This is a genomic window from Dethiosulfovibrio faecalis (genome assembly GCF_021568795.1).
Taxonomy (GTDB): domain Bacteria; phylum Synergistota; class Synergistia; order Synergistales; family Dethiosulfovibrionaceae; genus Dethiosulfovibrio; species Dethiosulfovibrio faecalis.
The window spans coordinates 275,810-300,603 of record NZ_JAKGUE010000002.1 but is presented as its reverse complement, the minus strand read 5'-3'; the positions used below and the strand labels follow the sequence as shown (position 1 = coordinate 300,603).

General features: G+C 53.1%; 22 protein-coding genes, 1 tRNA gene and 1 other RNA gene. 12 read left to right on the top strand and 12 right to left on the bottom strand.

Annotated elements, in window-relative coordinates:
- Nucleotides 1-4: 4 nt before the first annotated feature.
- The 3 genes from L2W58_RS03505 to L2W58_RS03495 all read left to right on the top strand — a co-directional run bounded on the left by L2W58_RS03505 (nucleotide 5) and on the right by L2W58_RS03495 (nucleotide 1,546).
- Entirely contained in the window at nucleotides 5-373 is a 369-nt protein-coding gene (locus tag L2W58_RS03505) for a hypothetical protein (RefSeq protein ID WP_236101620.1), read from the top strand.
- A gap of 131 nt (nucleotides 374-504) precedes the next feature.
- Nucleotides 505-876 (top strand): hypothetical protein, encoded by a 372-nt coding sequence (locus L2W58_RS03500; RefSeq protein WP_236101619.1) that lies wholly within the window; start codon nucleotides 505-507, stop codon nucleotides 874-876.
- A 235-nt stretch (nucleotides 877-1,111) separates the two neighbouring features.
- Nucleotides 1,112-1,546, top strand: a complete 435-nt coding sequence (locus L2W58_RS03495; protein ID WP_236101618.1) for a hypothetical protein — start codon at nucleotides 1,112-1,114, stop codon at nucleotides 1,544-1,546.
- A 119-nt stretch (nucleotides 1,547-1,665) separates the two neighbouring features.
- On the opposite strand, the gene L2W58_RS03490 is transcribed toward L2W58_RS03495, so the two are convergent.
- The 6 genes from L2W58_RS03490 to L2W58_RS03465 form a co-directional block, all read right to left on the bottom strand.
- Nucleotides 1,666-2,226, bottom strand: a complete 561-nt coding sequence (locus L2W58_RS03490) for a PBECR4 domain-containing protein (RefSeq protein WP_236101617.1) — start codon at nucleotides 2,224-2,226, stop codon at nucleotides 1,666-1,668.
- Nucleotides 2,227-2,497: 271 nt separating this feature from the next.
- Nucleotides 2,498-3,646: a tyrosine-type recombinase/integrase gene (locus tag L2W58_RS03485; RefSeq protein ID WP_236101616.1), complete on the bottom strand. Its 1,149-nt coding sequence runs from the start codon at nucleotides 3,644-3,646 to the stop codon at nucleotides 2,498-2,500.
- 164 nt (nucleotides 3,647-3,810) lie between these two features.
- Nucleotides 3,811-4,127: a transfer-messenger RNA gene (gene ssrA / locus L2W58_RS03480) on the bottom strand.
- A gap of 3 nt (nucleotides 4,128-4,130) precedes the next feature.
- Nucleotides 4,131-4,592, bottom strand: a complete 462-nt coding sequence (smpB, locus tag L2W58_RS03475; RefSeq protein WP_236101615.1) for an SsrA-binding protein SmpB — start codon at nucleotides 4,590-4,592, stop codon at nucleotides 4,131-4,133.
- Between the two features lie 112 nt (nucleotides 4,593-4,704).
- Nucleotides 4,705-4,782, bottom strand: a tRNA-Pro gene (locus L2W58_RS03470).
- Between the two features lie 40 nt (nucleotides 4,783-4,822).
- Nucleotides 4,823-5,404: a hypothetical protein gene (locus L2W58_RS03465; protein ID WP_236101614.1), complete on the bottom strand. Its 582-nt coding sequence runs from the start codon at nucleotides 5,402-5,404 to the stop codon at nucleotides 4,823-4,825.
- 122 nt (nucleotides 5,405-5,526) lie between these two features.
- Between L2W58_RS03465 and L2W58_RS03460 the strand changes: the two genes are divergently transcribed.
- Genes L2W58_RS03460 through L2W58_RS03450 form a run of 3 tightly spaced genes read left to right on the top strand, consistent with a single transcriptional unit; the run spans nucleotide 5,527 to nucleotide 8,153 of the window.
- Entirely contained in the window at nucleotides 5,527-6,078 is a 552-nt protein-coding gene (locus L2W58_RS03460; protein WP_236101613.1) for an isochorismatase family protein, read from the top strand.
- 9 nt (nucleotides 6,079-6,087) lie between these two features.
- The gene (locus tag L2W58_RS03455; protein WP_236101644.1) at nucleotides 6,088-6,900 is read left to right on the top strand and encodes an MBL fold metallo-hydrolase; all 813 of its coding nucleotides are present in this window, start codon (nucleotides 6,088-6,090) and stop codon (nucleotides 6,898-6,900) included.
- Nucleotides 6,901-6,905: 5 nt separating this feature from the next.
- Entirely contained in the window at nucleotides 6,906-8,153 is a 1,248-nt protein-coding gene (locus tag L2W58_RS03450) for an NAD(P)-dependent malic enzyme (protein ID WP_236101612.1), read from the top strand.
- Between the two features lie 61 nt (nucleotides 8,154-8,214).
- Here L2W58_RS03450 and L2W58_RS03445 read toward each other — a convergent pair whose 3' ends face one another.
- From L2W58_RS03445 to L2W58_RS03435, 3 genes are read right to left on the bottom strand one after another with little or no spacing between them, the layout of a single operon-like run.
- Nucleotides 8,215-8,811 carry a methyltransferase family protein gene (locus L2W58_RS03445; RefSeq protein WP_236101611.1) on the bottom strand — a complete coding sequence of 199 codons (597 nt, stop codon included), beginning with the start codon at nucleotides 8,809-8,811 and terminating at the stop codon, nucleotides 8,215-8,217.
- Nucleotides 8,774-9,859, bottom strand: coding sequence for a lysylphosphatidylglycerol synthase transmembrane domain-containing protein (locus L2W58_RS03440; protein ID WP_236101610.1), 1,086 nt, complete (start codon nucleotides 9,857-9,859; stop codon nucleotides 8,774-8,776). Before L2W58_RS03440 ends, L2W58_RS03445 begins: the two co-directional genes overlap by 38 nt.
- A complete protein-coding gene (locus L2W58_RS03435; protein ID WP_236101609.1) occupies nucleotides 9,852-10,448 on the bottom strand; it encodes a hypothetical protein in 597 nt (198 codons plus the stop codon). The genes L2W58_RS03440 and L2W58_RS03435 overlap by 8 nt, the downstream gene beginning before the upstream one ends.
- Nucleotides 10,449-10,598: 150 nt before the next feature.
- On the opposite strand from L2W58_RS03435, the gene fliD reads away from it, so the two are divergent.
- A complete protein-coding gene (fliD, locus tag L2W58_RS03430; protein ID WP_236101608.1) occupies nucleotides 10,599-12,521 on the top strand; it encodes a flagellar filament capping protein FliD in 1,923 nt (640 codons plus the stop codon).
- Nucleotides 12,522-12,577: 56 nt separating this feature from the next.
- On the opposite strand, the gene L2W58_RS03425 is transcribed toward fliD, so the two are convergent.
- Nucleotides 12,578-13,231: a response regulator gene (locus tag L2W58_RS03425; protein WP_236101607.1), complete on the bottom strand. Its 654-nt coding sequence runs from the start codon at nucleotides 13,229-13,231 to the stop codon at nucleotides 12,578-12,580.
- Nucleotides 13,232-13,327: 96 nt separating this feature from the next.
- Between L2W58_RS03425 and L2W58_RS03420 the strand changes: the two genes are divergently transcribed.
- The gene (locus L2W58_RS03420; RefSeq protein WP_236101606.1) at nucleotides 13,328-14,062 is read left to right on the top strand and encodes a tRNA 2-thiocytidine biosynthesis TtcA family protein; all 735 of its coding nucleotides are present in this window, start codon (nucleotides 13,328-13,330) and stop codon (nucleotides 14,060-14,062) included.
- Here the strand turns inward: L2W58_RS03420 and L2W58_RS03415 are convergent.
- Entirely contained in the window at nucleotides 14,059-15,399 is a 1,341-nt protein-coding gene (locus L2W58_RS03415) for a glucose-6-phosphate isomerase (protein ID WP_236101605.1), read from the bottom strand. The two genes, L2W58_RS03420 and L2W58_RS03415, sit on opposite strands and share 4 nt — an antisense overlap.
- A gap of 346 nt (nucleotides 15,400-15,745) precedes the next feature.
- Between L2W58_RS03415 and nuoE the strand changes: the two genes are divergently transcribed.
- The 4 genes from nuoE to L2W58_RS03395 all read left to right on the top strand — a co-directional run bounded on the left by nuoE (nucleotide 15,746) and on the right by L2W58_RS03395 (nucleotide 22,582).
- Complete coding sequence (gene nuoE, locus L2W58_RS03410) at nucleotides 15,746-16,237, top strand: NADH-quinone oxidoreductase subunit NuoE (RefSeq protein ID WP_236101604.1); 492 nt, start codon at nucleotides 15,746-15,748, stop codon at nucleotides 16,235-16,237.
- A gap of 12 nt (nucleotides 16,238-16,249) precedes the next feature.
- Entirely contained in the window at nucleotides 16,250-18,019 is a 1,770-nt protein-coding gene (locus L2W58_RS03405; protein ID WP_236101603.1) for an NADH-ubiquinone oxidoreductase-F iron-sulfur binding region domain-containing protein, read from the top strand.
- Nucleotides 18,020-18,032: 13 nt separating this feature from the next.
- On the top strand, nucleotides 18,033-21,260 hold the full coding sequence (locus tag L2W58_RS03400; RefSeq protein ID WP_236101602.1) for an FAD-dependent oxidoreductase: 3,228 nt from the start codon (nucleotides 18,033-18,035) through the stop codon (nucleotides 21,258-21,260).
- Nucleotides 21,261-21,340: 80 nt separating this feature from the next.
- Nucleotides 21,341-22,582, top strand: a complete 1,242-nt coding sequence (locus L2W58_RS03395; protein ID WP_236101601.1) for a glycerate kinase type-2 family protein — start codon at nucleotides 21,341-21,343, stop codon at nucleotides 22,580-22,582.
- A 44-nt stretch (nucleotides 22,583-22,626) separates the two neighbouring features.
- On the opposite strand, the gene fusA is transcribed toward L2W58_RS03395, so the two are convergent.
- Nucleotides 22,627-24,705, bottom strand: coding sequence for an elongation factor G (gene fusA / locus L2W58_RS03390; protein ID WP_236098569.1), 2,079 nt, complete (start codon nucleotides 24,703-24,705; stop codon nucleotides 22,627-22,629).
- Between the last annotated feature and the right edge of the window lie 89 nt (nucleotides 24,706-24,794).

Sequence of the window (24,794 nt, the reverse complement as noted above, 5' to 3'; positions counted from 1 at the left end):
TCGTTTGGGACTTTTAGATATATTGCTTAACAACATGGCAGAAGAACCTAAGTCGAATGGCATGAGTTCTTTAAAAGAAGCCTATCTAGGGGAAAAAGCTCCTCAAGACCCTGGGGTCTATAAGGTATTCTACAAAAACCAATTGATGAAGGTCGGCAAAGCTGAGGACGGCTTGCGCAAGCGATTCAGTGATTACTACCGGACAAAAACAGGTGGAACTGCTGGCCTTCAATTCATTACGATGGCTAACCGCGATGATGTTTACGTGGCTTGGTCCATTTGCGAAAAGGACAAATGTCGAAGGATAGAGAAAGAGCTCTACGACAAGGCTAAACGTGAGGGGAAAGAACTTCCCTGGTCAGAGCGTCGATAAGTTCTCCGAGGAGGGCATAACCCTTTTTATAAGTCAAGAGCTACAATAAAGTAACACTCTGCCTTAGCATTGTGAGCAAAAAGCAGAATGGAAGATAAACCTTGTCAAAAAACGAACAAGGAGCAAACTAAATGGAAAAAATCTTTTTACCAGATTTATTGTTAAGCATAGCCTCTTCCGATTTGTTCTTTTTTGCTATAATAATAAACATAGGAAGCTTTTTAGTTGTTAAAAAAACCTTTTCGATATCAATAAATATCTTAACAAAAAACCCTAAAAATGCTTTTTCAAAAAAAACGATGCCCTTTTTTTTAGATGTAATAAGTTATTATACGTCTATTTTAGTCACAACATACATCTCTGCTCTCTACCCCACCTCAATAAATATAGCGGAGCTAAATATTAATTTCTATCATTATACAAAGCTAGCTATTATAGCCACAGCTAGCTACATTCTTTTAATCATAACAATAGAAAATTTCTTAAATAATAGAAGAGGATAGAAATGCAAGTAAGAAATCCCCACTCTTGCAGTTAAGAAATCTCCCTACAAGGACCTGGATCCCCATAGACGTTATATCAGGGCTGCTCTTCTTGGCGAGAGGGGTAAGGCTTATCAGGGTAGGACGCTGAGGGAGCCGACGGGGGCACTGGTGGCTGGGTTAGCGGGGATAGGTTGGAATCTTATCGCCAGGGGTGGTGGCAGGTAGGGGTGTATCAGAAGGAGGAATATGCTAAATGCCTGTAATAACGAATATCGTCCTAAACATACTGACATCGATAATTGTTGGCATCGTGACAGGCCTTATCACAGGAGTTATCGTAGCTGCATATTATGATCTTAGTAACTTAAAACATGCTTTATTATACGAAATAAGGAGAATCAATTATATCCAGCATGGAGACAATGAAGTTGAGATACTGAACCCTAGGGCAGAGACAGAAATCATCAAAGAAAATATCATTCTACTCACCAGCAGGGCTTTGGGGGACTTCAACGAAAAAGGACGACGATTGCAATGTCTCCAAAGAGATATTCTCCACGTAATAAACAACGGCAAAGCCTCCGACATGAAAGGACTTAACGATAACTGGCAAAAAATGGTTCGAGGCTTGCGTTTGAGCAGAACTGATGTTATCAGGAAACTTAGGGATATCACTCATATCGGATAAACATATTGAGATATTCCTGCACACTGAGTACATAGCACAAAGGGCCAGAGCATCCAGCTCCGGCCCTTTGTTTTATGTGGTAAAAATATTCCTAGGAATATTCCATGACCAAAGCTGACCTAATGGTCTTCTATCCGGGACAGGATTCCGTTCGGAAGACAGGATGGGACGAACCCCTTCCGACAAAAACTGACCCTGTAAAAGGGCTCTTTTTTACCCTTTATGCAGACCAACGATACAGGGAAAGCCCTTTGAGCTTCTTTTCGGACATCAGCCCTTAGGAGTGTATTAGGGACGTAGAAATCACTTCCATCGTCCTCGACGAATCCCATGCATGCCTCTACCGAGCCCACAAGGACATCGGTGTAAATCTGATATCCGCCTTGGGCTTTTTTGCCTATCATGATTGGACCTCCCTTTTCCAGGGCATTTTTCAAAAGGGGGAAGGCTTCAAGTTTCAGCTCCACAACTGAGCCAACCTTTCCAAGATCCTTTTCGGAGAGTCTCTTGGCCAAAGCCCGCTTGTAAAAGTCATTGGGACGGAGCGTAGTCTTTATGCCGGTAAGGTGCCGAAAATGGTGTCTCAAGAATAACGACTCCACACAATGAAGGCCATTGCTGTTCTTGTACACGAACAACATGTTTTTATTCTCAAAGTGGAGTTCGTAGTCTTGAGCCATCGAAAAGATCCTCGATAAGATCTTGTCTTTCTTCATCATCCTCAGAATCACTCTCCATGAAAAAAGGTGTAGAGGCATACACCCCTACACCCTCTAACTTCAGTGGCTGATTATTATCGCTGTCACGCCAGCTTCGAGCACATTCGTCTCGCAAATCTCATGGGTTTTGTCGTCGCCCAGCGACTCCAGGCACATTCGTCCCGCAAATCTTTCGGATTTAGGTGTCAGCCACACCGAGCCTTAGCTCATCTATAAGATAGGATCTCCTGCCCTATTTGTCAAGAGACTTCGAAACCCCATCCAGCCAATCAGCCCACCACTGCAAGAGCTCTCTCCGCTTGTCCAATAACTCGGCGTGGTTATACGCCGCACGGACGGAGTTCTTGTCTACGTGGGCGAGCTGTAGCTCGATGACGTCCGAGGGCCACTGACATTCGTTGGCTATCGTGGAGAACATTGCTCTGAAGCCGTGGCCGGTAAGCTCGTTTTGAGCGTAGCCCATGCGCCGCAGGGCTGCGTTAACCGTCATGTCGCTTATCGGACGGGTCTTGCTCCTGATGGAGGGGAATATCAGCTCCCCTCCCCCGGTGAGGGGGCGTATCTCCTCCAGCACCCCTATTGCCTGGCTCGACAAAGGCACCAGGTGAGGCCTGCGTTTCTTCATCCTCTCGGCCGGGATCTTCCAGAGATCTCCGTCGATCTCCTTCCATTCCGCCTTCCGCATCTCTCCGGGGCGTACCGCCGTGTATATCTGAAACAGCATGGCACAACGAACTATAAACGAGCCGGAGAAGGCTTGTATCGCTCTCATGAGCCCACCTATCTTTTCGGGGTCCGTCAGCGTAGGAAAGTGTTCCGGTTTGCGTGGTATCAGCGCCCCTCTCAGATCGGCCGTTATGTCGTGTCTGGCCTGCCCCGTGGCTATTCCATACCGCAGGACCTGCCCCACTATCTGAGACACCCTGTGAGCCGTCTCAACGTGTCCCTGGTCCTCTATCCGCCGAAGGATGGTCAACAGCTCCGGAGCGTTTATCTCTACAGGGGGTCGGTCTCCCAGGTATGGCAGGATAAGCCTGTCTAGCCTCGATCTTATCGTTCTGGCGTGTCCATGGGTACGCACCGGAACGACCTGGCGCTCGAACCATTCCTCGGCCAGAGCCTTGAAGGTTCCTTCAGGAACGCTTTTGTGGTTGACCAATTCCAGCCGAATTTCGTCACGCTTCAATCGTGCCTCTTTCAGCGATACGTCGGGATATCTGCCCAGGGTATGTTTGATCTCCCGACCCTGAGTTTTAAAGCGAACCTTCCAGGTCTTTTTCCCGGCGGGGGTGATTTCCAGCCAAAGGCCTTCGGAGTCTCGCATCGTATAGCGTTTTTCCCTCAGAGTCGCCCTTTTAATTTCGGCGTTCGTCAAAGCCATATCAGTCACCTCTTCCTGGTGTCTCCAAATCGTCGGAGACACCGCCGGGGACACTTTTATACCCCGATCCAGGCAAAATATACGACATTGACGAAAGACGGTCAACTCATAAATACAGTAGCCGTCGGGATCTGCGACGATCCCGACGGCTACGAAATGGCTAATGGTGGAGGCGCGGGGATTCGAACCCCGGTCCTAACATGCCGTGTATGAATGGACAGCTACAGGCTTAGTCGATCTCTTTAACTACGGGAGAAACGACCTGTGATCGACAGAACACTATCGTTTCCCATCCGGGACAACACCATACGTCGCCCGCGTTGATAGCCCTTCCGAATCTGCGAGCGCTCCCCTTCGGTCGGGCGACCGCTTAATTAAGCAGCCAGAGCGTAATTGTTGTCAGTTCATTTAGTGATGACTTACGGTCATCGCTCGGCCTGCTTCCAGACTTCCGACATACCAGTCGAAACCAGTCGCCCCCATGTTAAACTTTCTGTCTGTTCCTGATCTCCCTTGCCATGGTACGCTTGGCGTCCTCTTCCGCAAGGGACTGTCTTTTGTCGTGAAGGGCTTTACCCTTCGCCAACCCGAGCTCTATCTTGGCCCATCGACCGTCCTTTATGTACATGGACAAAGGGACCAACGTAAAACCTCGCTCCTTTATCTTTCCTGAAAGCTTGCGTATCTCCGATCGATGCATCAAAAGCTTTCGCCTCTGGGTCGGGTCGTGTTGTCTCCAGCTGGCGTTTTCGTAAGGTGAAATATGAACGTTCATCAACCACAGCTCGCCTTTTTCCAGCTTGGCATATCCGTCCTTCAGATTGACTCGCCCAGCCCTGACGGATTTTATCTCCGTGCCAGTAAGGACTATGCCACACTCAAAGGTATCCAGTATAAAATAGTCGTGCCGGGCTTTCCTGTTCTGGGCTACCCTCTCCACGGCCATGGTCTTCACCTCTTTCGGGCAGATTATAGCGAAATAGTCAAAGATAGTCAAGAAAGATAAAGCTGTAAAAAAAACGACCTCGACAGGAATCGAGATCGTCTTTCTTTCGGTCTGGTCGGGGTGAGAGGATTTGAACCTCCGACCTCCTCGTCCCGAACGAGGCACGCTAACCAGACTGCGCTACACCCCGGACGAAGGGCATTATACAATCGTAGGTAGATTTCGTCAAACTATTTATTGCCCTCTTTGCCCTTAGGGCCTTCGTTTCCGGTTACACCGGTAGCCCCCCGTTGCCAGCCCAGAGGACCGCCTTGGTTCTCACCGTAGAGGGGAATTTCCGTCCACCCTTCCGGGGTTATCAGCAGAAAATGGAAAGCCACGCCTCTGGCCTTAAGGATCTCCAGATGACGTCGATATCTGAAGATCTCCCCGGGAAGCCAGGAGTCGCTCAATATCCACACCCTGTTGCATTCTCCATCGCTGAATATCGCTACGTGGTCCACCGCCATCCTCATGGCCTCGTCCTGATCACCGGGATCCAAAGAGACCACTATGGCCTCCGAAGGAGCTCCCTGTCCGTCTTCTCCCAAAAAAGTAACGTGATTCCTCAGCCAATCCAGCTGGTAGTAAAGTCTGTCGTAATCGGCATGAAAGGGGTCTCCTGATTGTACCGAAGGATCGAGTCCCTCCTTCATCCAAAGCTGTATCTGTTCCACAGCCTTTACTATGTATTCGGGATAGCCGGGCTTAGACATGGCCTCCAGCACCTCGCTTACGGTCCAACGTTCGAGATTATCGTTCTTTTCTGTCATTCAATCCACCCCCCTGGATCTCGATAACGGTGGTAAGGATAGCATAAATCCTCTGTTTCCGATACCGACAATTCCTCACCTGTGGCATAATGGTCATGTATTCACTAATGGAGGTGCTTACCATGAATCCACAGATATTGCGACCTAAGAACACGGTTATGTTGATGATCGACGTTCAGGAGAAGCTCCTGCCCGCCATATACGGGAAGGAATCGGTGGAGCTCAACGCGAAGAAGCTCATAAAGGCGTCCCAGATTATGGAGATACCTTTGAAGGTTACGGAGCAATACCCGAAGGGATTGGGGGGTACTGTTTCCGGACTGACAGAGGATATATCTCCTGACGATGTTTTCGAGAAAAAGGCCTTCGGATGTTTCGACGAAGAGGGCTTCGACGATTTCTTTCGATGTACCAGAAGAAACCAGGTGGTCCTCTTCGGGATAGAGAGCCATATATGCGTGCACACGACAGCCATGCAGCTCCTCGAGAGAGACTTCGAGGTTACGGTCGTGGCGGATGGATGCGGAAGCAGAGAAAACAGCAATCATGAGATGGCCCTGCGGAATATGTCGGCCTGCGGCGTTCACGTTCTTCCTATGGAATCGGTGGTCTACCAGTTGATAAAGGTATCCGGAACACCGGAGTTCAAGCAACTGCTACCTCTGTTCAAGTAATTGAGCCAGATGCTTCCGGTCAACGGCCTGGTCTTTCTGGGGACCGCCGGAACCAGGTTCAACGTCATAAACCAGAGGAGAAGCTCCGGGGGAATGGTGGCTTCCTTAGACGGATTCATACTGGCAATAGATCCCGGCCCCGGAGCGTTGGTCCGTATGTGCTCGCTGAGACCGACAGTAGATCCCAATAAAATCGACGGGATGCTTTTGACCCATCGTCATATAGACCACAGCGGAGATTTCAACGTGGTGGCGGAAGCAATGACCGGAGGAGGACGCCGACCTGGAGGTCTCGTGGCCCTGCCTTCGGACGCCATATCGGAGGAACCGGTGCTTTTCGGGTACCTGAAGCGAAGGATAGCGGAAATCCACCTGTGGAAAGACTGCATTCCAGTCCCCTTCCCTAAAGGAGAGGTTCTTCCCCTGAGATTGAGACATCACGGAGTCGAGTGTTACGGGCTGAAATTCATAGGAGACTTCCCGACATGGGGAATTATCAGCGATACCGCCTATATCGCGGAGATACCCGATTTTTTCTCCGACTGCGACGTGGTGGTGGCCAACACAACATTGCTTGAAAAGGTCGGCAGAATAGAGCATCTATCCGTCCTGGACGTGGAGAAACTCCTTGAGAAAATCTCGCCAAAGCTGCTGCTGATGACCCATCTAGGAACGAGAATACTGGACTCGTCCCCCTCGAAAATAGCAGCTGAACTCTCTAACGAGCGTACCCAGGTGTTATCGGCCGAGGACGGTATGATAATAGATTTCGACGAAATCGTAAGGCACAAAACAGACGGGAAGACGTATCGAGAGGAGTGACTTCCATGACCGTGGACCGAAACGAAGCGTTGGAACTTCACCGCAAAGCTAAGGGCAAGATAAAGCTCTCTCCTAACGTGTCGGTGAGAAACAAGAGGGATATAAGCCTTGCCTACATACAGGGGGGAGCTGTGGCCTCCGGCGAGATATTAAGGGAGAAAGAGCTGGTTTACGACTACACGGGAAAGAGCAACCGTCTCGCCATAGTCTCGAACGGGACCTCCGTTTTAGGACTTGGAGACTACGGACCCGAGGCAGCACTTCCCATGATAGAGGGCAAAAGCCTGCTCTACAAACATTTCGGAGACATTGACGCCATACCTCTTTGCATAAAATCCAACGATATGGATGAGATAATGAGTTTCTGTCGCCTATTGGAGCCAAGCTTCGGAGCTATAAACATAGAGGACGTAAAGAGTCCGATAGATTTCGACTTGGTAAAAAGGCTTCGCAAAGAGCTGGAGATCCCCATTTTCGGTGACGACATGCACTGCTCATCCGTCGTCATACTGGGCTCTCTTATCAACGCTCTCAAGGTCGTGGAGAAAGAGCTCTCATCGGTAAAGATCGTCATAGTGGGAGCAGGTACCTCGGCGGTAGCCACGGCGGAACTGATGCTCTACGCCGGAGCGACAAACGTAGTTATGCTCAACAGAAGAGGTATCCTCCACGAGGACATGACCGACCTGAACGGAGTACAGAGGTTCATACTGGACAGACTGAACCCCGAGGGAATCAGAGGAGGAATAAAGGAGGCCACAAAGAATGCGGATATCCTGATAGGCCTTACAGGCAAGGTAGGAGCCTTCGGAAGAGACGATGTAGCCTTGATGGCTCCACGAAGCATTGTTTTTCCCCTTTCCAGACCGGAACCAGAGATGGACCCGGAAGAAGCCAAGACGGCAGGTGCGGAGGTAGTCGGCTGCGGCCTGATAGAAGGCCCAAACACCATGCCTAACCTCAAGGTCTTCCCAGGAATAACCAGAGGCCTTCTGGACGTCAGGGCCACTGGCTTGAACTTCAATGTCCAGCTGGAGGCGGCAAAGGAATATGCGGCAAACGTCGATCCCCGACGGCTTAGATCGGATCATATAACTCCATTTATATTTTCCGACGAGCTGACCCCGAGAATAGCCGAAGCGGTGGCTCAGTCTTGCGTAAGGGAGGGGCTGGCTCGGATCTCCCCCGCTCCTCAGGAGGTTTTCGAGAACACATGGAAGAGGCTGTACGGAGGATACATCGCCAGATTCTAAAACTCAAAAAGCGAGCGCCAACTCGGGTTATACCCGGCCAGCGCTCGCTTTTGCTCTCAATTTACCACCATAATCTGGATAACAACAACGAGGAACCCACCACCGTCACCAACATACTGTGCTTCTCGCTATTCCATATGACGGAGTAGTCGAAGGGCCCGGAGGACATCCTGGGAGGCCAAATCTTGGGCCAAAACGCCCCCACCCTTTTACGGTAGTCGTTAAAAGCTTTGCCAAACGTCTCGGATAAGAATCGCTCTTCCCAGGGAACTATCAGGAAGCCGTAAAGGGCTACGAAGACTACGAAAAAGAGAGAAAGAGCCAATGGCCCCGCCATGATCCCCCACCCTAGGCCTATCAGTCCGTTCGCCACGTAGAGGGGATTTCTGCATATCGAGTATGGCCCCCAGGTAACCAGCCTCTGGGCCTTGACCCTCTCTCCTCTATACAGGACGATGCAGCCCACGGCCCAACATCTAAGAGCCTGCCCCAACAGGACCGGCAACGCTCCAACGAGTACAGTCGTCACAGTCGGACGGGCTACAGCCAATATGGCCAGGAAAAGAGCCGTCCATATTCCTCCTCTGAGACGAAAGGCCTCTGCCCGTATCCGGTCGAACTCAGCTTTCCCGTCCGCTTTCGGCAAGTTCAAGGTCATCACATTCCCTTCGTCTGTTTTTTATTATCATCTCGGCGGTACCCCAACCTATGAACCGTACCGCCACAATAGCTCCCATTATGATCGCCAGGTATTCGGTAAAAAATCTCCACGCAATGGCAGTCACTCCCGCCATGCTCCAGGGAACCAGAAACCCGAATATGGCAGCTCCGCCTCCCTCGGCGACACCACTGGCCCCAGGGGTAGGAACGAAGTAAAGCACGAAGAGGAATATCGCCTGTGCCAGAAAACTCTCGACGTAGTTGACCTCCAACCCTATGGACCAAATCAGGCAGGGCAACACGGAAAACAGAAACACCAGGTGAAGCAAGGACATGACGAACGACAGGGTAAACCAACCTATACCTCTGGAAAAGAGGTATCTCAGGTTGGCCGAATATCCGTCTATCTCGCGGTTTATCCTTCTTATTGTACAGAGGATCTTATACTTACCTATCACGTTGAAACGATTGAGCCACAACACCAGCACCGACCCCGTCTTTTTTACCAGATCGGGGCGAACGACACTGATCCCGAAGGCGACCCAAGCCAAGATAGATATGAGAAGGACATAGTAGAAAATGCCTACCAGAAAAGGACTCTCTTTCATAAATCTGGGATCCAGAAGAAAAGAAAGAGGTGCCGCCACCGAAAGGATGAACGTGGTCAGGAGGGTCCTCACCAAGGTGATGGCCACTCCTTTCCCTATAGGGACGCCTGAACGATACAGAACATATACCTGAAAAGGACCTCCCCCTACCTGCATCGGCGTTACTGCGCAGCCGAAATAGTGAAGCCAGGTGAGAATTATCCCGTTCGGGATCGATATTTTTCTGTCCATCGCCCGTGCCAACAAGCAAAACCTTATGGCATCGCAGAGCCAGGCCCCCAACACCAACAGGAAAGCCAGAGCCATCGGGCCTTTCCTGGCGGTCAATAAGGTACTCCAGGTCGATCCATCGACGCTGAAAGCGAGAACTACGCAACTAACCCCGAAAGACAGCAGAAGGAAGATGGCCAGTCCTTTTCTCAGAGACACCTCAGACATCGTCTCCTTTCACGACTTCCTCTCCCTCGGACAGTTTTCGGCGGAGGGATTCCAGGTCTTCCATTTTATCTCTCAACAAGTCCAGCTTGAATATAAATTCTTCCAGTTCGGAGACTGCTTGCTCCGGAGATTCAACCGCAATACCCTTCCAGAGATCCAGCTCATGAATAAAAGACTCCACGTCGGAAAAAAGAGGATCCTCTTCGCCTAGGTCGTTCAGCTTGGACATGACCTCCACGATCCATTCCATGGACTCGACCCACCGTTTCATCGAGTTTTCGTCCGGAAACTCCGATCTCCGGGAGATCCAACCTTCCGCGATGGAAATACAACGATCCACCGATTCTTTAAGCTCCAGAATGATCCTATTAACTATTCCCTCTTTCGTATCGGAAAGAAAATCGACCTCTACACCGTCAGGGATGGAGAGAAACGACTCCTCGCTCAGAGCCTCTCCGTGACTGACGATTTCCTTCAGAACGAGACCACGTCCGGCCAATTCCTCCAGGACAACGTCCAACAACTCCTCCCTGGACAGGCTTTCCATGTGCAGTATGGAAAAAGGAACTCCGTCTATAAACAGATCCATAAAGAAACATCACTCCTCCATATCGCCCTTCGCCTCATTATGGTATTGTAGCACGAGCGGAGCTTAAAGACCTGGGCTCAACCGAAAAGCAGATCTCTCCGATAACCAAATAGAGTTTCAAAGTCAAATCTCTCTCAGGAGGTGTGGTATATGTCGATCAGTTTGCCGACGACTCAGATGACCGGTCTGTCATCTGGTCTCGACTGGGGAAACATCATAGATGAACAGATGAAGGCCCTCAGGAAGAATGAAGATCCTTGGTATGATAAAATTCAGTTATTAAACGACAAGATTTATCTCTACCAGGAGTTCTCTTCCTCCGTCAAGGCTGCTCAATCCGCCCTGGACCCCCTTAAGCTGGAATCCACCTTTACATCGAAGACCCCGGAGCTTGTGGTGGTGGGAAGCAACGAAAGCTCCGACGCCATTCTAAAGGTCGACCTGGAGCCTTCCGCTCAGATAGATGAGTGGAACATAAAGGTAAACAGCCTCGCCGTAGCGGAGAGACGGCTATCCGACCGTCAGGATAGCTCCTCGACACCCCTAGGAAAATCTGGGTCCTTCTTCGTACGGATCGGCACAAAGGCTGCGGAGATCACCTACGAGAGCAGCGACTCGCTCAGGACCGTAGCCGAGAAGATACGGTCCGCCGACATAGGGCTCGATGCCTATCTGATAGACAACAGGTTAGTCGTAGAGAGCGAGAACACCGGCCTGGGATCAAGCTCCTTTACGGAGGAGGTCACCAGGGGAAGCGGCGACTACGACCCACTGGGAGCCAACGGAATAGATCCAAGCTCTATAGGGGACATAACAGTCGGATCCACCACTTACGAAAACGGAACCGACTTCGAGGTAATAGCCGACTCAGCCACCGGTGGATATCAGATACACTGGCTAGGGGCCAGCCGCCCCAGCGAAACCAGCACCTACGACGTGTCTTACGACTACGACGCCAACACCTTCGGGCTGTACGAGATAAGGGAGACCCTTTCCAAAGACCTGACCAGGACAGTCGGATCCGACTACGACACCATCGACGTGGAGAAGTTGGACACCGCGACCGTAAGCATCGCAGGATACACGGAGGGAACGGATTACGAGATCGTCGAGGATCCAGACGACGAGGAAAAATGGGCGATCCACTGGATCGGTTCCAAGCCTGCCGACGGCGCAACCTTCTCGGTAGACTACTCAAACACGGATAACAGCCTTCTCGACGGTCTGGGAATATTGACGGAGGACGCCACCCATCACAGGGACGCTCAGGACGCCTCCTTGACCGTAAACGGGATAGACGTCACGAGATCCTCCAACGAGATAGACGACCTCATAGGCGGCGCAACCCTGAATCTCAAGGGAGTCGGAGAGGTTAACATGGAGGTCACGTTGAACGCCCAGAAGGCGGTCGAGTCCATCCAGGCCTTCGTCGAAAGCTACAACGACCTCATGGAATACATAAACGTTCGTTCCGAGGAAACAACCTACAACTATTCGGACACCCCCAATTCGGATACCAAGGCCGTTCCGGAAGATGACCTTAGTCGAAGGAAGGGACTATTGGCAGGCGACACCGTTTTATGGCAGACCAAGTCCAACCTCAGGAAGATCATTTCCGAGTCGGTAGGCGATGACGAAGACACCTTCAACATGCTTTATCAGTTGGGAATTTCCACCGAGGAGACCGATTTCGGAAAGAGCGGGAAACTCGAGTTCGACACCGACAAGTTCATGGAGGCTATGGCCACAGATTCGGACTCGGTCCAAAAACTCGTAAATACGATATCGGAAAAACTCGACTCCCAGTTCGACAGCGTGGTAAGCACCTCCACCGTAGCTATAGGCGACACCTCCACCAAAGAGGGCCGTATACCAAGCCAGATAAGCGTCTGGGAAAACGAGGTCACCCAACTTCAACAGAGGATAAAGGATTACGAGGAGAGGATTACCACCCAACAGCTGAACATGTATAAACAATACGCCGCCATGGAGGAACAGATGACCAAGTTGAACTATCAGGCATCGTCTCTTTCCAGCACGTTCAGCGCCCTATCTGCCTCCGGAAGCAGTTAAAATAACATACGGCGGGAAGAAGAAAAAACCCTTCTTCCCGCCGTCTTCATCTCTGTCTATTCCTCCGAAGATTCGGCTATTCCGACTCTCCACGCCAATATGGCCGCCTGGGTTCTGTCCCTGAGGTCCAACTTTTTAAGTATGTGGCTGACATGGTTCTTCACCGTTTTCTCGGAGAGATTCATTTTCGCCGATATCTCCAGGTTACTGAGTCCCTGGGCTAGCCAGAAAAGGACCTCTTTCTCCCTGTCGGTGAGGTCGCAAAGCATATCGGCCTCGTCTTGTTTTTTGTGAAAAGCCCCTAAGAGCAGACCCGCCACTTTAGGATCCACGTAACACTGTCCCCTTGCAACCGAACGAATGGCCGACAGGAGTTCGGTTCTTCCGGAGGTCTTCAACACAAAACCATGAACTCCCACGGAGGAGAGTTCCGAAAGTTTTCTCTCATCGTTAAAAGCTGTTATCGCAACGAACTTCGTGTTTTGTTCCGTGTTTCTGAGCTCCTTCATAAGCCCTATACCGTCCAGGTTGGGCATACCTATGTCCAACAAAACCACGTCGGGCTTAGACCTTTTTATGAGGGCAAGCCCCTCGATGCCGTCCGAAGCCTCGCCTTCCACCGATAAATCCGGCTCCATCGCCAAAAGTTTTTTCATCCCATCGCGAAAAAGTTTGTGATCGTCTATGAGAACCATGCGAATTTTTTCCATTTCGACCATCCCTCCTCGAGAGCGCTTCATATGCTATCATAAAAGACTGATATCGTGGAACATCATACTGTAAACGACATAAAAGGTGATCTATACATGAAAAAACATAGCCTTGGGAACCGTATAAGAGGAAAGATAGGCAGAGCTATCTTCGATTATGACATGATTTCCGAAGGAGACCATGTCGTCGTGGGGCTGTCCGGCGGAAAGGACAGCGTCTTTCTCCTGGTGGCTCTCAATCAGATCCGAAGATGGAGCCCGGTTAAATTCGATCTTTCCGCCTGTAGCGTCGACATTTCAGGAGGAAGCTGGGATGTTTCTCCTATGGAGGAACTCTGCGACGAGCTAAAAATCCCCTACAAGGTCGTACCCCACCCTATAGAGGAGATAATACGCATCAGAGAGGAGAGGTCCCCCTGTAGCTTCTGCGCCAACATGAGGAGAGGCATCCTCAACAGCTACGCCAAAGAGATGGGCGGCAACACCGTAGCCCTGGGGCATAATCTGGACGACGCCGTCGAGACAGCTCTCATGAACCTATTCCGCACAGGCAGGTTCAGATCCTTCCAGCCCAGGATATGGCAGAGCAACAGCGATATGAACCTCATAAGACCGCTCCTTTACCTTACGGAAAAGGCCATACTACAGGAGATCTCGAGGATGGAGATCCCACTTGTTCGCTACACCTGCCCCTTTTCCCTAGAGACTGAGAGGACCAGGGCCAAGGAATTGGTCCTTGACCTGACGGCAAGGTTTCCCGACGCCAAGCAAAACATACTTCACGCCCTTAGATCGATAGACGGGAAAGACCGATGGCAGGCCGAAGACTAGATCTCGACCCTACCTGTCCTAAACCTTTCCTCCACCTCCTGGACCAAGTTCACGTAACAGCTGTCCTCTTTCTTTCCGGCCAGCCCGTTTGCGTACTTTTTACCCAGCTCTACTCCAGGCTGATCGAAGGGAGATATATCCATGAGACGACCGGTTAAGGCGGTCAGGTATTCCAGAAAGAATATCAGACCTCCCAGAGTCCTCTCGTCCAGGCTATCCATGGTCATGGAAAACACCGGCCTGTTTTCTCCGGCCAAAACGGCCACTATTGCCCTTCTCTCGTGATCAAGGAGATCCTCCTGAGTCAATCCGTCGAGAAAGGAAAGCTCCTCCAGGGAGGGGATTATCGATCCTTTTATGGCAAATCGACCCCTCGGTTTTACCCCCAGAACTATATAGGCCTTATCGTCCGGTCCCTGAGAGTAGAGCTGCAGCTGAGAATGCTGATCGACCGCCCCCAGCGCCCTCAAAGGAGTGAATCCCGCACCTTCCTTGCCAAGACTTTCCGCCCAGAGCTGGCAGAACCACTCGGAAAGCCGCTCCATCCTGTCTCCGTAGGGCATAAAAACCGTGTTCGATCTTCCCGTCTCCATCTGATACAGGAGGTTCCAGGCCATAACCCACGCCAGATTATCCCCCGAAGCCTTGCCGTCGAAAAGACCCTCTCTAACCTCGGAGGCACCCTCCAACAGTTTTTCGACGTCTATCCCCAAAGCGGCGGCGGAGAGAAGCCCGACGGAGGACAGAACGGAATAGCGTCCCCCCACGTCCGCCGGAAGTATCAGACTGCGGCACCCCGATTCCTTCACAAAACGACGTAGCAGACCGTCTTCGGCGTCGGTTATGACAACCAACCTGGAAGAAGCCTCTTCTCCCAGAACCTCGGTCATACGCTCCCAGAACAGGAGAAAGTTGCCCATGGTCTCCAGGGTTCTCCCCGACTTACTAACCACGATGAAAGCTGTATCTTTCGGGTCTATCCTGTTCCATATCGCATGATTCTCCCCTTCGTCGAGGTTATCCGCCATGTAGAATCTGGGAACATCTCCCCTCTCTACTCTGTCCATCTCGTTGAAATAGGGAGGCAGCAAAGCCTGATGGAGCATCAGGTTGCCCAGGGAGGAGCCGCCTATACCTATCTGAACTATGGAGCCAAACTTCCCTAACCATTTGGCTATCTCCAAGACAGACCCTATATCGGCATCGGGTAATTTCACCCATCCAAATCCTGGCAGTCCATTCTGAACCCCCTGATCTATCCAGGTGGCAGCCTCTTTTAACCTTTTCTCGTTTAAGCTCGAAGAGGCCACTCCGTTGAAAAAAGTCGCGCCGAACATGTTAATCCCCTCCCTCTGTCGGCAATCTCTACACTACACCGGTAGAAGATTATCATATCAAATAAAGGGGAAGTTCGCTCGATTTAGTTCCTAAAAATAAACCATGTACCGTTCTAAAAGGATAAACCATCACAGAAAGCCCTTCAGATCATCAGAAAGAGAGATAAATAGCGTCAATAAAAGCATCTAAAAGTATCATCACAAAAAAACCAAACCATAAACACTGGCAATTCAATGGAGAAACGATTGAACAAAAAGCTCGTATTTGCAATGGCATTTCCTCATCAATCGAGTATAATGAATGCATTGCAACTCTCGTGATCGCATTGTGAGGAGGAGGAATTTGATGTCATCCACAACCACCGCCAGCTCGAACGAGCTGTCGCAGCGTCTGGATCCCATCGTCCAGCGCTATCAAGGCAAGAAGGGGATAACCATCCCGCTTTTGGCGGATATCCAGAAGGAGTACGGTTACGTCGCTGAGGAAGCCGTAACCTACGTCTCCAAAAAAATGGACATATCCGCCTCGGAGATGTTCGGAGTGGCTACCTTCTACGCCATGTTCCGGCTTCAACCCGAGGGCAAGTACGTCATCCGTATCTGCCGAGGTACCGCATGCCACGTCCAGGGGTCCGCTTCTGTGGCGGAAGAGGTGGCAAGGCACCTGGGAATCGAGGAAGGCGAGACCACCGAGGACGGGATATTCACCCTTCAGCACGTCGCCTGTCTGGGATGCTGCAGTCTGGCTCCCGTGATGATGGTGGGAGACAACGTTCACGGACTGCTTACGCCGCCGAAGTCCATCGAGATCCTCGAAGACTACCGTAAAAAGGGTTAAGGAGGACTGGACATGTCTCAGACTATAGTGAAAATAGGGATGGGAAGCTGCGGAATCGCGGCGGGAGCCCGCCCGGTAGAGGCCAAACTCAGGACGCTGCTCGAAGGACACCCGGAGATAGAGATCAGGAAGGTCGGCTGCATAGGCCTATGTTTCCAGGAGCCTCTGGTCGAGGTGGAGATGGACGGCAAATCCACCATGTACGGCCACGTTACAGAGGAATCGGTGGAGGATATCGTCAAGGAGCACGTCCTGGGAGGCAAGAGGCTGGACCAGGCCCTGGTGCTCGACTCCGACGGATCCGGGATGGAAAATCCCAGGATGGACAAGCAGGTCCGCATAGTCCTTCGTAACTGCGGGATAATCGATCCTGAGAAGATAGACGAATACATAGAGAGAGAGGGATACGACGCCCTTAAAAAGGTGGTCTCCTCCATGACCTCCGAACAGGTATACACCGAGGTCCTCGACAGCGGCCTCAGGGGAAGGGGCGGAGCCGGATTCCCGACGGGGCTGAAATGGAAGTTCGCCAACCTGTCCAAAGGCGACGAAAAGTACGTGGTCTGCAACGCCGACGAGGGAGACCCGGGCGCCTTTATGGACCGATCCGTCCTTGAGGGCGACCCTCATGCCATCATCGAGGGTATGGCCATATGCGGCTACGCCATAGGGGCCAATCACGGCATAATATACTGTCGCGCCGAGTATCCTCTAGCGATCAAGAACCTCAACATCGCCATTGAACAAGCCAAGGAAAGAGGCTTCCTCGGAGACGACATCATGGGCAGCGGTTTCTCCTTCGATCTCAAGATAAAGGAGGGCGCCGGGGCCTTCGTCTGTGGAGAGGAGACGGCCCTGATCGCCTCCATCGAGGGAAAGAGGGGTATGCCCCGTCCCAGACCTCCGTTCCCGGCCCAGAGCGGGGTTTTCGGCAAGCCCACCAACATAAACAACGTCGAGACCTACGCCAACGTGGCCTGGATAATCAGGAACGGATCCAAGGAGTTCTCCAAATACGGCATAGGCAAGAGCCGCGGCACCAAGGTCTTCGCCCTGGCAGGGAAGATCGCCAAGGGAGGCCTGGTCGAGGTTCCCATGGGTATGCCCATCCGCGAGGTCATATACGACATCGGCGGAGGAATCCCGGACGGCAAGGAGTTCAAGGCTGTTCAGATGGGAGGCCCCTCCGGTGGCTGCATACCGAAGGAGCTCCTTGACACCCCCGTCGACTACGAGTCCATCAACGCCACAGGAGCCATAATGGGCTCGGGCGGCATGGTCGTCATGGACGAGGGCACCTGTATGATCGACGTCGCCCGTTTCTTCCTGTCCTTCGTACAGAACGAGTCCTGCGGCAAGTGCCCCTTCTGCCGTATAGGAACCAAGAGGATGCTGGAGATCCTGGACCGTATAACCAAGGGAGAGGGCAAGGAAAGCGATATAGATCTCCTTTTGGAGCTATGCCACCAGATAAAGGACGGCTCCCTCTGCGGACTGGGTCAGACGGCACCTAACCCGGTTCTGACGACCATAAAATACTTCAAGGACGAGTACATGGCCCATATCGTGGACCACAGATGCCCCGCAACGGTCTGTCCGTCCCTGATACACTACGTCATAGATCCGGAAAAGTGCATCGGCTGCACCAAATGCGCCAAGAACTGCCCGGTGGACGCCATCTCCGGAGAGATAAAGAAACCGCACGTCATCGACGATACCATCTGCATAAGATGCGGCAAGTGCAAGGTGAGCTGCCCCGTGGGCGCCATCTCTGTGGAGTAGGAGGCTCATGGCTATGGAAAGAAACGTAAGAGTTATCCTCAACGACAAGGAAGTCTACGGCTATAAGGGACAGAAGATACTGGACCTCTGCACCGAGTGCGGTGTGGAGATCCCCACCCTCTGTTACAACGAACACCTCTCCATCCACGGAGGCTGTTCACTGTGCCTGGTCGAGGTGGAAGGAGCCAAGGCCCTCGTCAGAGCCTGTTCCTCCACCATAGCTCCCAACATGGTGTTAAGAACCGACACTAAAAGAGCCAACAACGCCAGAAGACTGGCCCTCGAGCTTCTCCTGTCGGACCACGTAGGAGACTGCAGACCTCCCTGTACCCTAGCCTGTCCCGCTCAGGCAAACGTACAGGGCTACATCAACACGGCGGCCCAGGGCAAGTTCGCCGAGGCTTTGGACATACTCCACGAAAATATCGTCCTGCCAAGCTCCATAGGACGGGTCTGCCCCGCTCCCTGCCAGGAGAAGTGCCGCAGACATTTCGTCGACGAGGAACCGGTATCGATACGCAACATCAAGAGGTTTATCGGAGACAGAGCCATGGAAAACGACGACCTCGGACACGTCCCCTCCATAAAGGAAAACGGGAAATCCGTAGCGATCGTCGGAGGAGGCCCCGGAGGAATGAGCGCCGCCTATTACCTCCGTCTAAAGGGATATTCCGTCACGGTGATAGAGAAAGAGGCCGCTCTCGGCGGCATGATGCGTTACGGCATACCGGACTACCGTCTTCCCCAGGAAGTCATACAGAAGGAATGCGATTGGCTTCTGTCCCACGGTATAGAGGTCAAGCTCAACACCTGCATGGGCAAGGACGTCTCCCTCGATCAGCTCAGGGACGAATACGACGCAGTTCTCCTGGCCATGGGCTGCTGGAAATCCTCCTCTATGAGGACCGCCGGAGAGGATCTTCCCGGAGTTCTGGGTGGAATAGACTTCCTCTACACCGTCAACCTTCACGATCCGATCAAGATCGGCAACAGGGTAGCGGTGGTGGGAGGCGGTAACACCGCCATGGACGCCTGTCGCTGTGCAAAGAGACTCGGAGCGGAAAAGGTCTACATCGTATATCGCCGCACCGAGGCAGAGATGCCGGCTGAGGCCATAGAGATACAGGAGGCCAAGGAAGAAGGCATCGAGTTCATCTTACTGGCAGCTCCCAAGTCCATCGAGGGAGACGGAAAGGTCGAGAGGATGATCTGCGAGAAGATGGAGCTCGGCGAGGCCGACGCCTCCGGCAGACGCCGTCCTGTACCGACCGGAGAGACCTTCACCCTCGAGCTGGACAACGTCATAGCCGCCATCGGTCAGGGAATCGATTTCCAGGGACTGCCCTCCTCCATCCACGACGGACGCAGGATGACCGTCGACGGAGACTTCGAGACCCCTCTTCCAGGCGTTTTCGTATGCGGAGACCAGCAGACCGGCCCCAAGATAGCCGTCGAGGCCCTCGGAACGGGACACTGGGCTGCGGAGAGCATCCATCACTACCTGACCACAGGCAAGGCGAAGAAACCCTTCGTCTACGATGTGGTTCGAGACGACCTGGGGCCCGACGACTTCCTCGATAGGGAGAAACAACCCAGGGAACAGACAGCCCACGTCGATCCGGCCATAAGGCTCAGCAAGCCCTTCGAAGAATACGATACGGGGCTTACGGAGGAGCAGGTTCTCAGAGACGCCTCCCGCTGCATGGAGTGTGGATGCCCCGACGTGTTCGAGTGCAAGCTACGCCGCTACGCCATAGACTACGAGGTCGATCCGGAAAGGGTAGCAGGCGAGCACGGAAAGGGAATAGAGGAAGCCAACGAGTTCTACGTCCGCAATATGGACAAGTGCATCCTCTGCGGACAGTGCGTCCGTACCTGCGACGAGATAGCCGGCTTCCACGCCATAGATTTCGCAAAGAGGGGCTTCGCATCCACCATCTCGCCCGAGTACTTCAAGGGCATAGACGCATCGGACTGCACCTTCTGCGGTCTCTGCGTCCAGAACTGCCCCGTAGGCGCCCTGATCGAGAAGAGAGCCGAGCGCTGGCCTCATCAGGAGAAGCCTTCCCTCGTAAGCACCACCTGCGCCAAATGCCCGGTGGGATGCGAGATCGACATGAACCTCGACACATCGAAGGAGAGAATCGTCAGGATCACCAGCGACTTCAACAAGGTGGACAGTCCTGCCTTCGGAATGACCTGCGTCAAGGGACGTTACCAGTTCGACGACGTCGCAGAGGATCGCATAGGTTCGCCTATGGCGTCGGGGAAGGCCATATCCTGGTCCGAGGGAGCTACTAAGCTTGCGGACTCGGTCAAGAAGGCATCCAAGGTAGCATTCGTCCTTGGGGGCAACCTGACCGACGAGGAGATGGGAGCGGTAAAAGAGTTCGTTCAGATCTCCGGGATCGACGCCGACATCGCCGTTGACGGGGTGGACTGCTTCGCCGGTCTGACCTCAGCCATGGAGAGTTCATGGGGCCGCAAGTCCTCCGGAGCCGGATACGACAGCCTCATAGAGGCCGACTGCGTACTGCTTCTTGACGACGATCTCTCTCAGGATCAGCCGGTCATGGCCTCCTGGATTCGCCGGGCCATGAGGAAGAACGGCGCCTCCATGATCTACGCAGGAACCCACAGCGACCGTTTCGACATGGGAGGAGCCATCGTCCTGGAAGACTCGGTGGACAAGGTAGCCAAGGCATTGAAGACCGCCGTAGCCGACGGAAAGAACGGCGGAGAGAGCATAGCCAAAGCAGCGGAACTCCTCGGCAAGGGCAAGAAGGTCGCCATAATAGTCGGAAAGGGCGCCGGTTACGGCTCCGACGCAGGAGAGGCAGTGATCGCTTTGGCGGACGCCCTCAAGACCAAGTCGGTCTATCCTCTTTACAGAGGAGCCAACGTTCAGGGAGCCATCGACGGATCGATCGCGACAAAGTCCATCGAGGAGATCAAGAAGGGATCTTACGACCTCACCGTATTGGTAGGTACGGTACCGGGCTTCGAGCTGAACTCCTCCGTGGCTCTCGTAGCAACCAACGGCAAGGCAGAAGCATCCAAAGCAGCTCTTGCCCTTCCAATGACGGCATGGGCGGAGAAACGGGGCACCATGACCAATATGACAGGCAGAACCTTGTCCTGCAACCAGGGTCCCAAAACCTTCGAGGAGGCCAAGGACCTGGGCTGGCTCCTGTCAGCCACCGCTAGAAGGATGGACCTGGAGATGGCCGCGGTCAGATAGACCGTTTTCAGGGTATTTTCGGGGTCGGAGGGAATCCTCCGGCCCCTTCTCTATTCCCGATCCGGAGGAGGAAAGACCGAATGGAAAAGACTAAAAAGCTCAGGGATGACTGTCTGGAGATAATCCGTTACAGCCTGGAGAAAAACCTTCCGGACCGATCGACTAGAGAAACCCTTCAATCGATGGACCTGAAGGGCCCCATCGTCTGCCTGGCTGTGGGCAAGGCGGCCTGGACCATGGCCAAGGCCGCCTCTGAGGTGCTCGGAGACAGGATCTCCAGGGGCTTGATCGTGACGAAATACGGCCACTCCGGAGGAGACGTCGCAGGAATGCGTATAATCGAGAGCGGCCATCCCGTTCCGGACGGGAAAAGCCTGGAGGCCGGTAAAGCCGCACTGGACCTGGCCTCCTCCACGACGAAAAAGGACCGTCTATTAGTGCTCCTGTCCGGAGGAGGATCCTCTCTGATGGAGCTGCCTCTCGAAGGGGTCTCCCTGAGGGACATGGCAGAGATCACCGATTCTCTTCTGTCCTCCGGAGCTCCAATAGAGGAGATCAACAAAATAAGGAAGAGGCTTTCGCAGGTCAAGGCGGGAAGACTGGCTCTGGCGGCCTCCCCCTCCCCTGTAACCAACCTGGTACTGTCCGACGTGCTTGGAAACGACCTCGGTTCGGTGGCCTCCGGTCCTACAGTCCTGGACGACGGAACAGCGGAGGAGACCATGGAGATAGCCGTAAAATACGGAATTAGGCTATCCCGGGCGGCGAAAGAAGCTCTGAAAACGGAGACGCCCAAGCCCCTCGAAAAGATCGAGACCATAATTTTGGGAGACGTCTCCCGCCTCTGCTCCGCCGCGGCGGAAAAAGCGGATCAGCTGGGATACGAGACTGAAATCCTGGCGGAGGACCTGAACTGCGAGGCTCGACAGGCTGGCAGCTTTCTGGCAGCTATCGCCAGGAAAAGAGGCAGAGATAAACCCAGGGCCTTGATTCTCGGAGGGGAAACGGTGGTTCATCTCAAAGGAGAGGGCAAAGGCGGCAGGAATCAGGAGCTGGCCCTGTCGGCCGCCGTAGGGATGGATGAAGTCGAGAACGCCGTGGTGGCATCGGTAGGATCCGACGGGACCGACGGACCTACCGATGCGGCAGGGGGAATGGTTGACGGAGACTCGATCTCCAGAATGAGGGCCTCTGGAATAGATCCGATCGCCCTCCTGGAGGACAACGATAGCTACCGAGCACTGAAGGCATCGGAGGACCTGATAATAACCGGCCCCACCGGCACAAACGTGAACGATCTGATCCTACTCTTAAAACGATAACGGCGAAGGGCTCGGGATTTTTCCCGAGCCCTTGATTTTATCTGTTATTCTTCTTCCGTCTCAGACTGCCTTCTTGCTATTACCTTCTTGGAGATCTCCTCCGGGACCGGGTCGTAGTGGGAATATGACATGGTGAAGTTCCCTCTGCCGGACGTCATGGACCGAAGCTGAATGGCGTACTGGAACATCTCCGCCAGGGGCACCTGGGCCTTCACTATCTGAAGCCGTCCCATAGAGTCGACTCCCATGATACGCCCTCTCCTGGTGTTCATGTCTCCCATAACGTCTCCAAGATAGTCATCCGCAACAGTCACCTCGACGTTCATGACCGGCTCGAGAAGGACCGGATTTGCCTCGGATATCCCTTTCTTGAAGGCCAGATGTGCAGCGGTTTTGAAGGCCATTTCCGAGCTGTCCACGTCGTGATATGAGCCGAACACCAAGGTGGCCTTGAAATCGACGGTACGGAATCCCGCCAGGACTCCCTTGTCGAGAGCTTCCTTGAGCCCCTTCTCCACCGCCGGAATATACTGTTTGGGGACGGCCCCTCCGACGATCTTGTCCTCGAAGACGAATCCCTCTCCGGTCGGAAGGGGGGAGAACTCTATGTGAACGTCCCCATACTGACCGTGACCGCCGGTCTGCTTCTTGTGTTTTCCCTGAGCCTTGGCTGTCTTCCTGATGGTCTCTCTATATGGAACCTCAGGAGTCCTGACCTCCAGCTCTACGCCGTAACGCTCCTTTATGCGGGAGAGAACTATGTCCAGATGGAGGTTGCCCATTCCGGACAGGACGTTGTCGCCGGTCTCGGCGTTCTTCTCGAACTTTAGTATAGGATCCTCCTCCAACATCTTGTGCATGGCGGTGGAAAGCTTGTCCTCGTCGGCCCTGCTCTTGGCGTCTACAGCTATGCTGTAGACCGGAAGGGGGAATTTTATCGGAGGGAACACGGCGGTAGCGCCCTTGACCGAAAGGGTGTCTCCTACCCTGGTGCTCTGAAGCTTGGGAATGGCGACGATCATGCCGACGGTAAGTTCCTTTACGTCCTTGCCGTCCTTGCCCTGCATGATCTTGAAACCGCTTATGCGCTCCTCTTCCTGACGGTTTACGTTATATATCATCTGATCGGAGGTCAAGGTTCCCGAGTTCACCCTTATGAAGCTGAGCTTACCCACGTAGGGATCGACCATGACCTTGAAACACAGTGCGGAAAACGGGCCGGAGGGATCGGGGCTCATCTCGACCTCTTCCTCGCCGTCGACGGCCATACGGGACCGGGTCTCCAAGGGGGATGGAAGTTCGTCGGCTATCACCCCGAGAAGCTGCATTATACCGACGTTGGCAGTTGCGGAGCCAGGCAGTATGGGGAATATCTTTCTCTCCGATATGGCCTTTCTGAGAAGGGGCCACATCTCCTCCAGGGGAATCTCCTCTCCGTCGAGATAGCGCATCATCATATCGTCGTCTTCCTCGACGATGTTTTCCACAAGCTGTCCTCTCTGGACGTTCATGGTGTCCTTTAGATCCGCCGGGACCGGGACCTCGTCGAAATCCTTGCTGCCGTCTCCCTTGTAGATATAGGCCTTCTCCCGAAGGACGTCGATAAGGCCCTTGAATTCCGATTCCTGACCTATCGGCAGGAAGAAACTATGGGCTTTTTTGCTGAGTTGCTCTCGGATATCCTCGACCGTTCTCTGATAGTCGGCGTTATCCCTGTCCATCTTGTTGACGAAGAAAGCGACGGGGGTACCGAAGTCCTCGGCAAACTCCCAGGCCTTTCCCGTCTGGACCTCTACTCCGTCCACGGCGCTAACGACCATCAAGGACGAATCGGCCACCCTCATGGCGGACCGCATCTCTCCCAGAAAATCGGCGTAACCGGGAACGTCCATCATGAATATGGTCTTGCCCCCATACTCCACGTTGGCGAGGGCCGTGCTGATGGAGATCTGACGCTTTTGCTCCTCGGATCCGAAGTCGGTTACGGTGTTGCCGTTCTCTACGCTACCTAACCGGTTTATCACGCCGGTGTCGAACAGCATTGCCTCGGTCAGCGAGGTCTTTCCCGCTCCGCCATGTGCGACGATTGCAATCGATCGAATATCTTCTGGCTTGTACCCCATCTTCGTACCTCCTTGAGACTCAGCGTTAGCGCTGGTGACGATTCAGATTCCGATGCTTCGACGACGGTCCAAAAACAGGGACTCCCGAT

Coding starts and splice junctions, on each gene's coding strand:
- L2W58_RS03500 (WP_236101619.1), top strand. CDS start 505: ATGGAAAAAATCTTTTTACCAGATTTATTGTTAAGCATAGCCTCTTCC.
- L2W58_RS03495 (WP_236101618.1), top strand. CDS start 1,112: ATGCCTGTAATAACGAATATCGTCCTAAACATACTGACATCGATAATT.
- L2W58_RS03490 (WP_236101617.1), bottom strand. CDS start 2,226: ATGGCTCAAGACTACGAACTCCACTTTGAGAATAAAAACATGTTGTTC.
- L2W58_RS03485 (WP_236101616.1), bottom strand. CDS start 3,646: ATGGCTTTGACGAACGCCGAAATTAAAAGGGCGACTCTGAGGGAAAAA.
- smpB (WP_236101615.1), bottom strand. CDS start 4,592: ATGGCCGTGGAGAGGGTAGCCCAGAACAGGAAAGCCCGGCACGACTAT.
- L2W58_RS03465 (WP_236101614.1), bottom strand. CDS start 5,404: ATGACAGAAAAGAACGATAATCTCGAACGTTGGACCGTAAGCGAGGTG.
- L2W58_RS03460 (WP_236101613.1), top strand. CDS start 5,527: ATGAATCCACAGATATTGCGACCTAAGAACACGGTTATGTTGATGATC.
- L2W58_RS03455 (WP_236101644.1), top strand. CDS start 6,088: ATGCTTCCGGTCAACGGCCTGGTCTTTCTGGGGACCGCCGGAACCAGG.
- L2W58_RS03450 (WP_236101612.1), top strand. CDS start 6,906: ATGACCGTGGACCGAAACGAAGCGTTGGAACTTCACCGCAAAGCTAAG.
- L2W58_RS03445 (WP_236101611.1), bottom strand. CDS start 8,811: ATGACCTTGAACTTGCCGAAAGCGGACGGGAAAGCTGAGTTCGACCGG.
- L2W58_RS03440 (WP_236101610.1), bottom strand. CDS start 9,859: ATGTCTGAGGTGTCTCTGAGAAAAGGACTGGCCATCTTCCTTCTGCTG.
- L2W58_RS03435 (WP_236101609.1), bottom strand. CDS start 10,448: ATGGATCTGTTTATAGACGGAGTTCCTTTTTCCATACTGCACATGGAA.
- fliD (WP_236101608.1), top strand. CDS start 10,599: ATGTCGATCAGTTTGCCGACGACTCAGATGACCGGTCTGTCATCTGGT.
- L2W58_RS03425 (WP_236101607.1), bottom strand. CDS start 13,231: ATGGAAAAAATTCGCATGGTTCTCATAGACGATCACAAACTTTTTCGC.
- L2W58_RS03420 (WP_236101606.1), top strand. CDS start 13,328: ATGAAAAAACATAGCCTTGGGAACCGTATAAGAGGAAAGATAGGCAGA.
- L2W58_RS03415 (WP_236101605.1), bottom strand. CDS start 15,399: ATGTTCGGCGCGACTTTTTTCAACGGAGTGGCCTCTTCGAGCTTAAAC.
- nuoE (WP_236101604.1), top strand. CDS start 15,746: ATGTCATCCACAACCACCGCCAGCTCGAACGAGCTGTCGCAGCGTCTG.
- L2W58_RS03405 (WP_236101603.1), top strand. CDS start 16,250: ATGTCTCAGACTATAGTGAAAATAGGGATGGGAAGCTGCGGAATCGCG.
- L2W58_RS03400 (WP_236101602.1), top strand. CDS start 18,033: ATGGAAAGAAACGTAAGAGTTATCCTCAACGACAAGGAAGTCTACGGC.
- L2W58_RS03395 (WP_236101601.1), top strand. CDS start 21,341: ATGGAAAAGACTAAAAAGCTCAGGGATGACTGTCTGGAGATAATCCGT.
- fusA (WP_236098569.1), bottom strand. CDS start 24,705: ATGGGGTACAAGCCAGAAGATATTCGATCGATTGCAATCGTCGCACAT.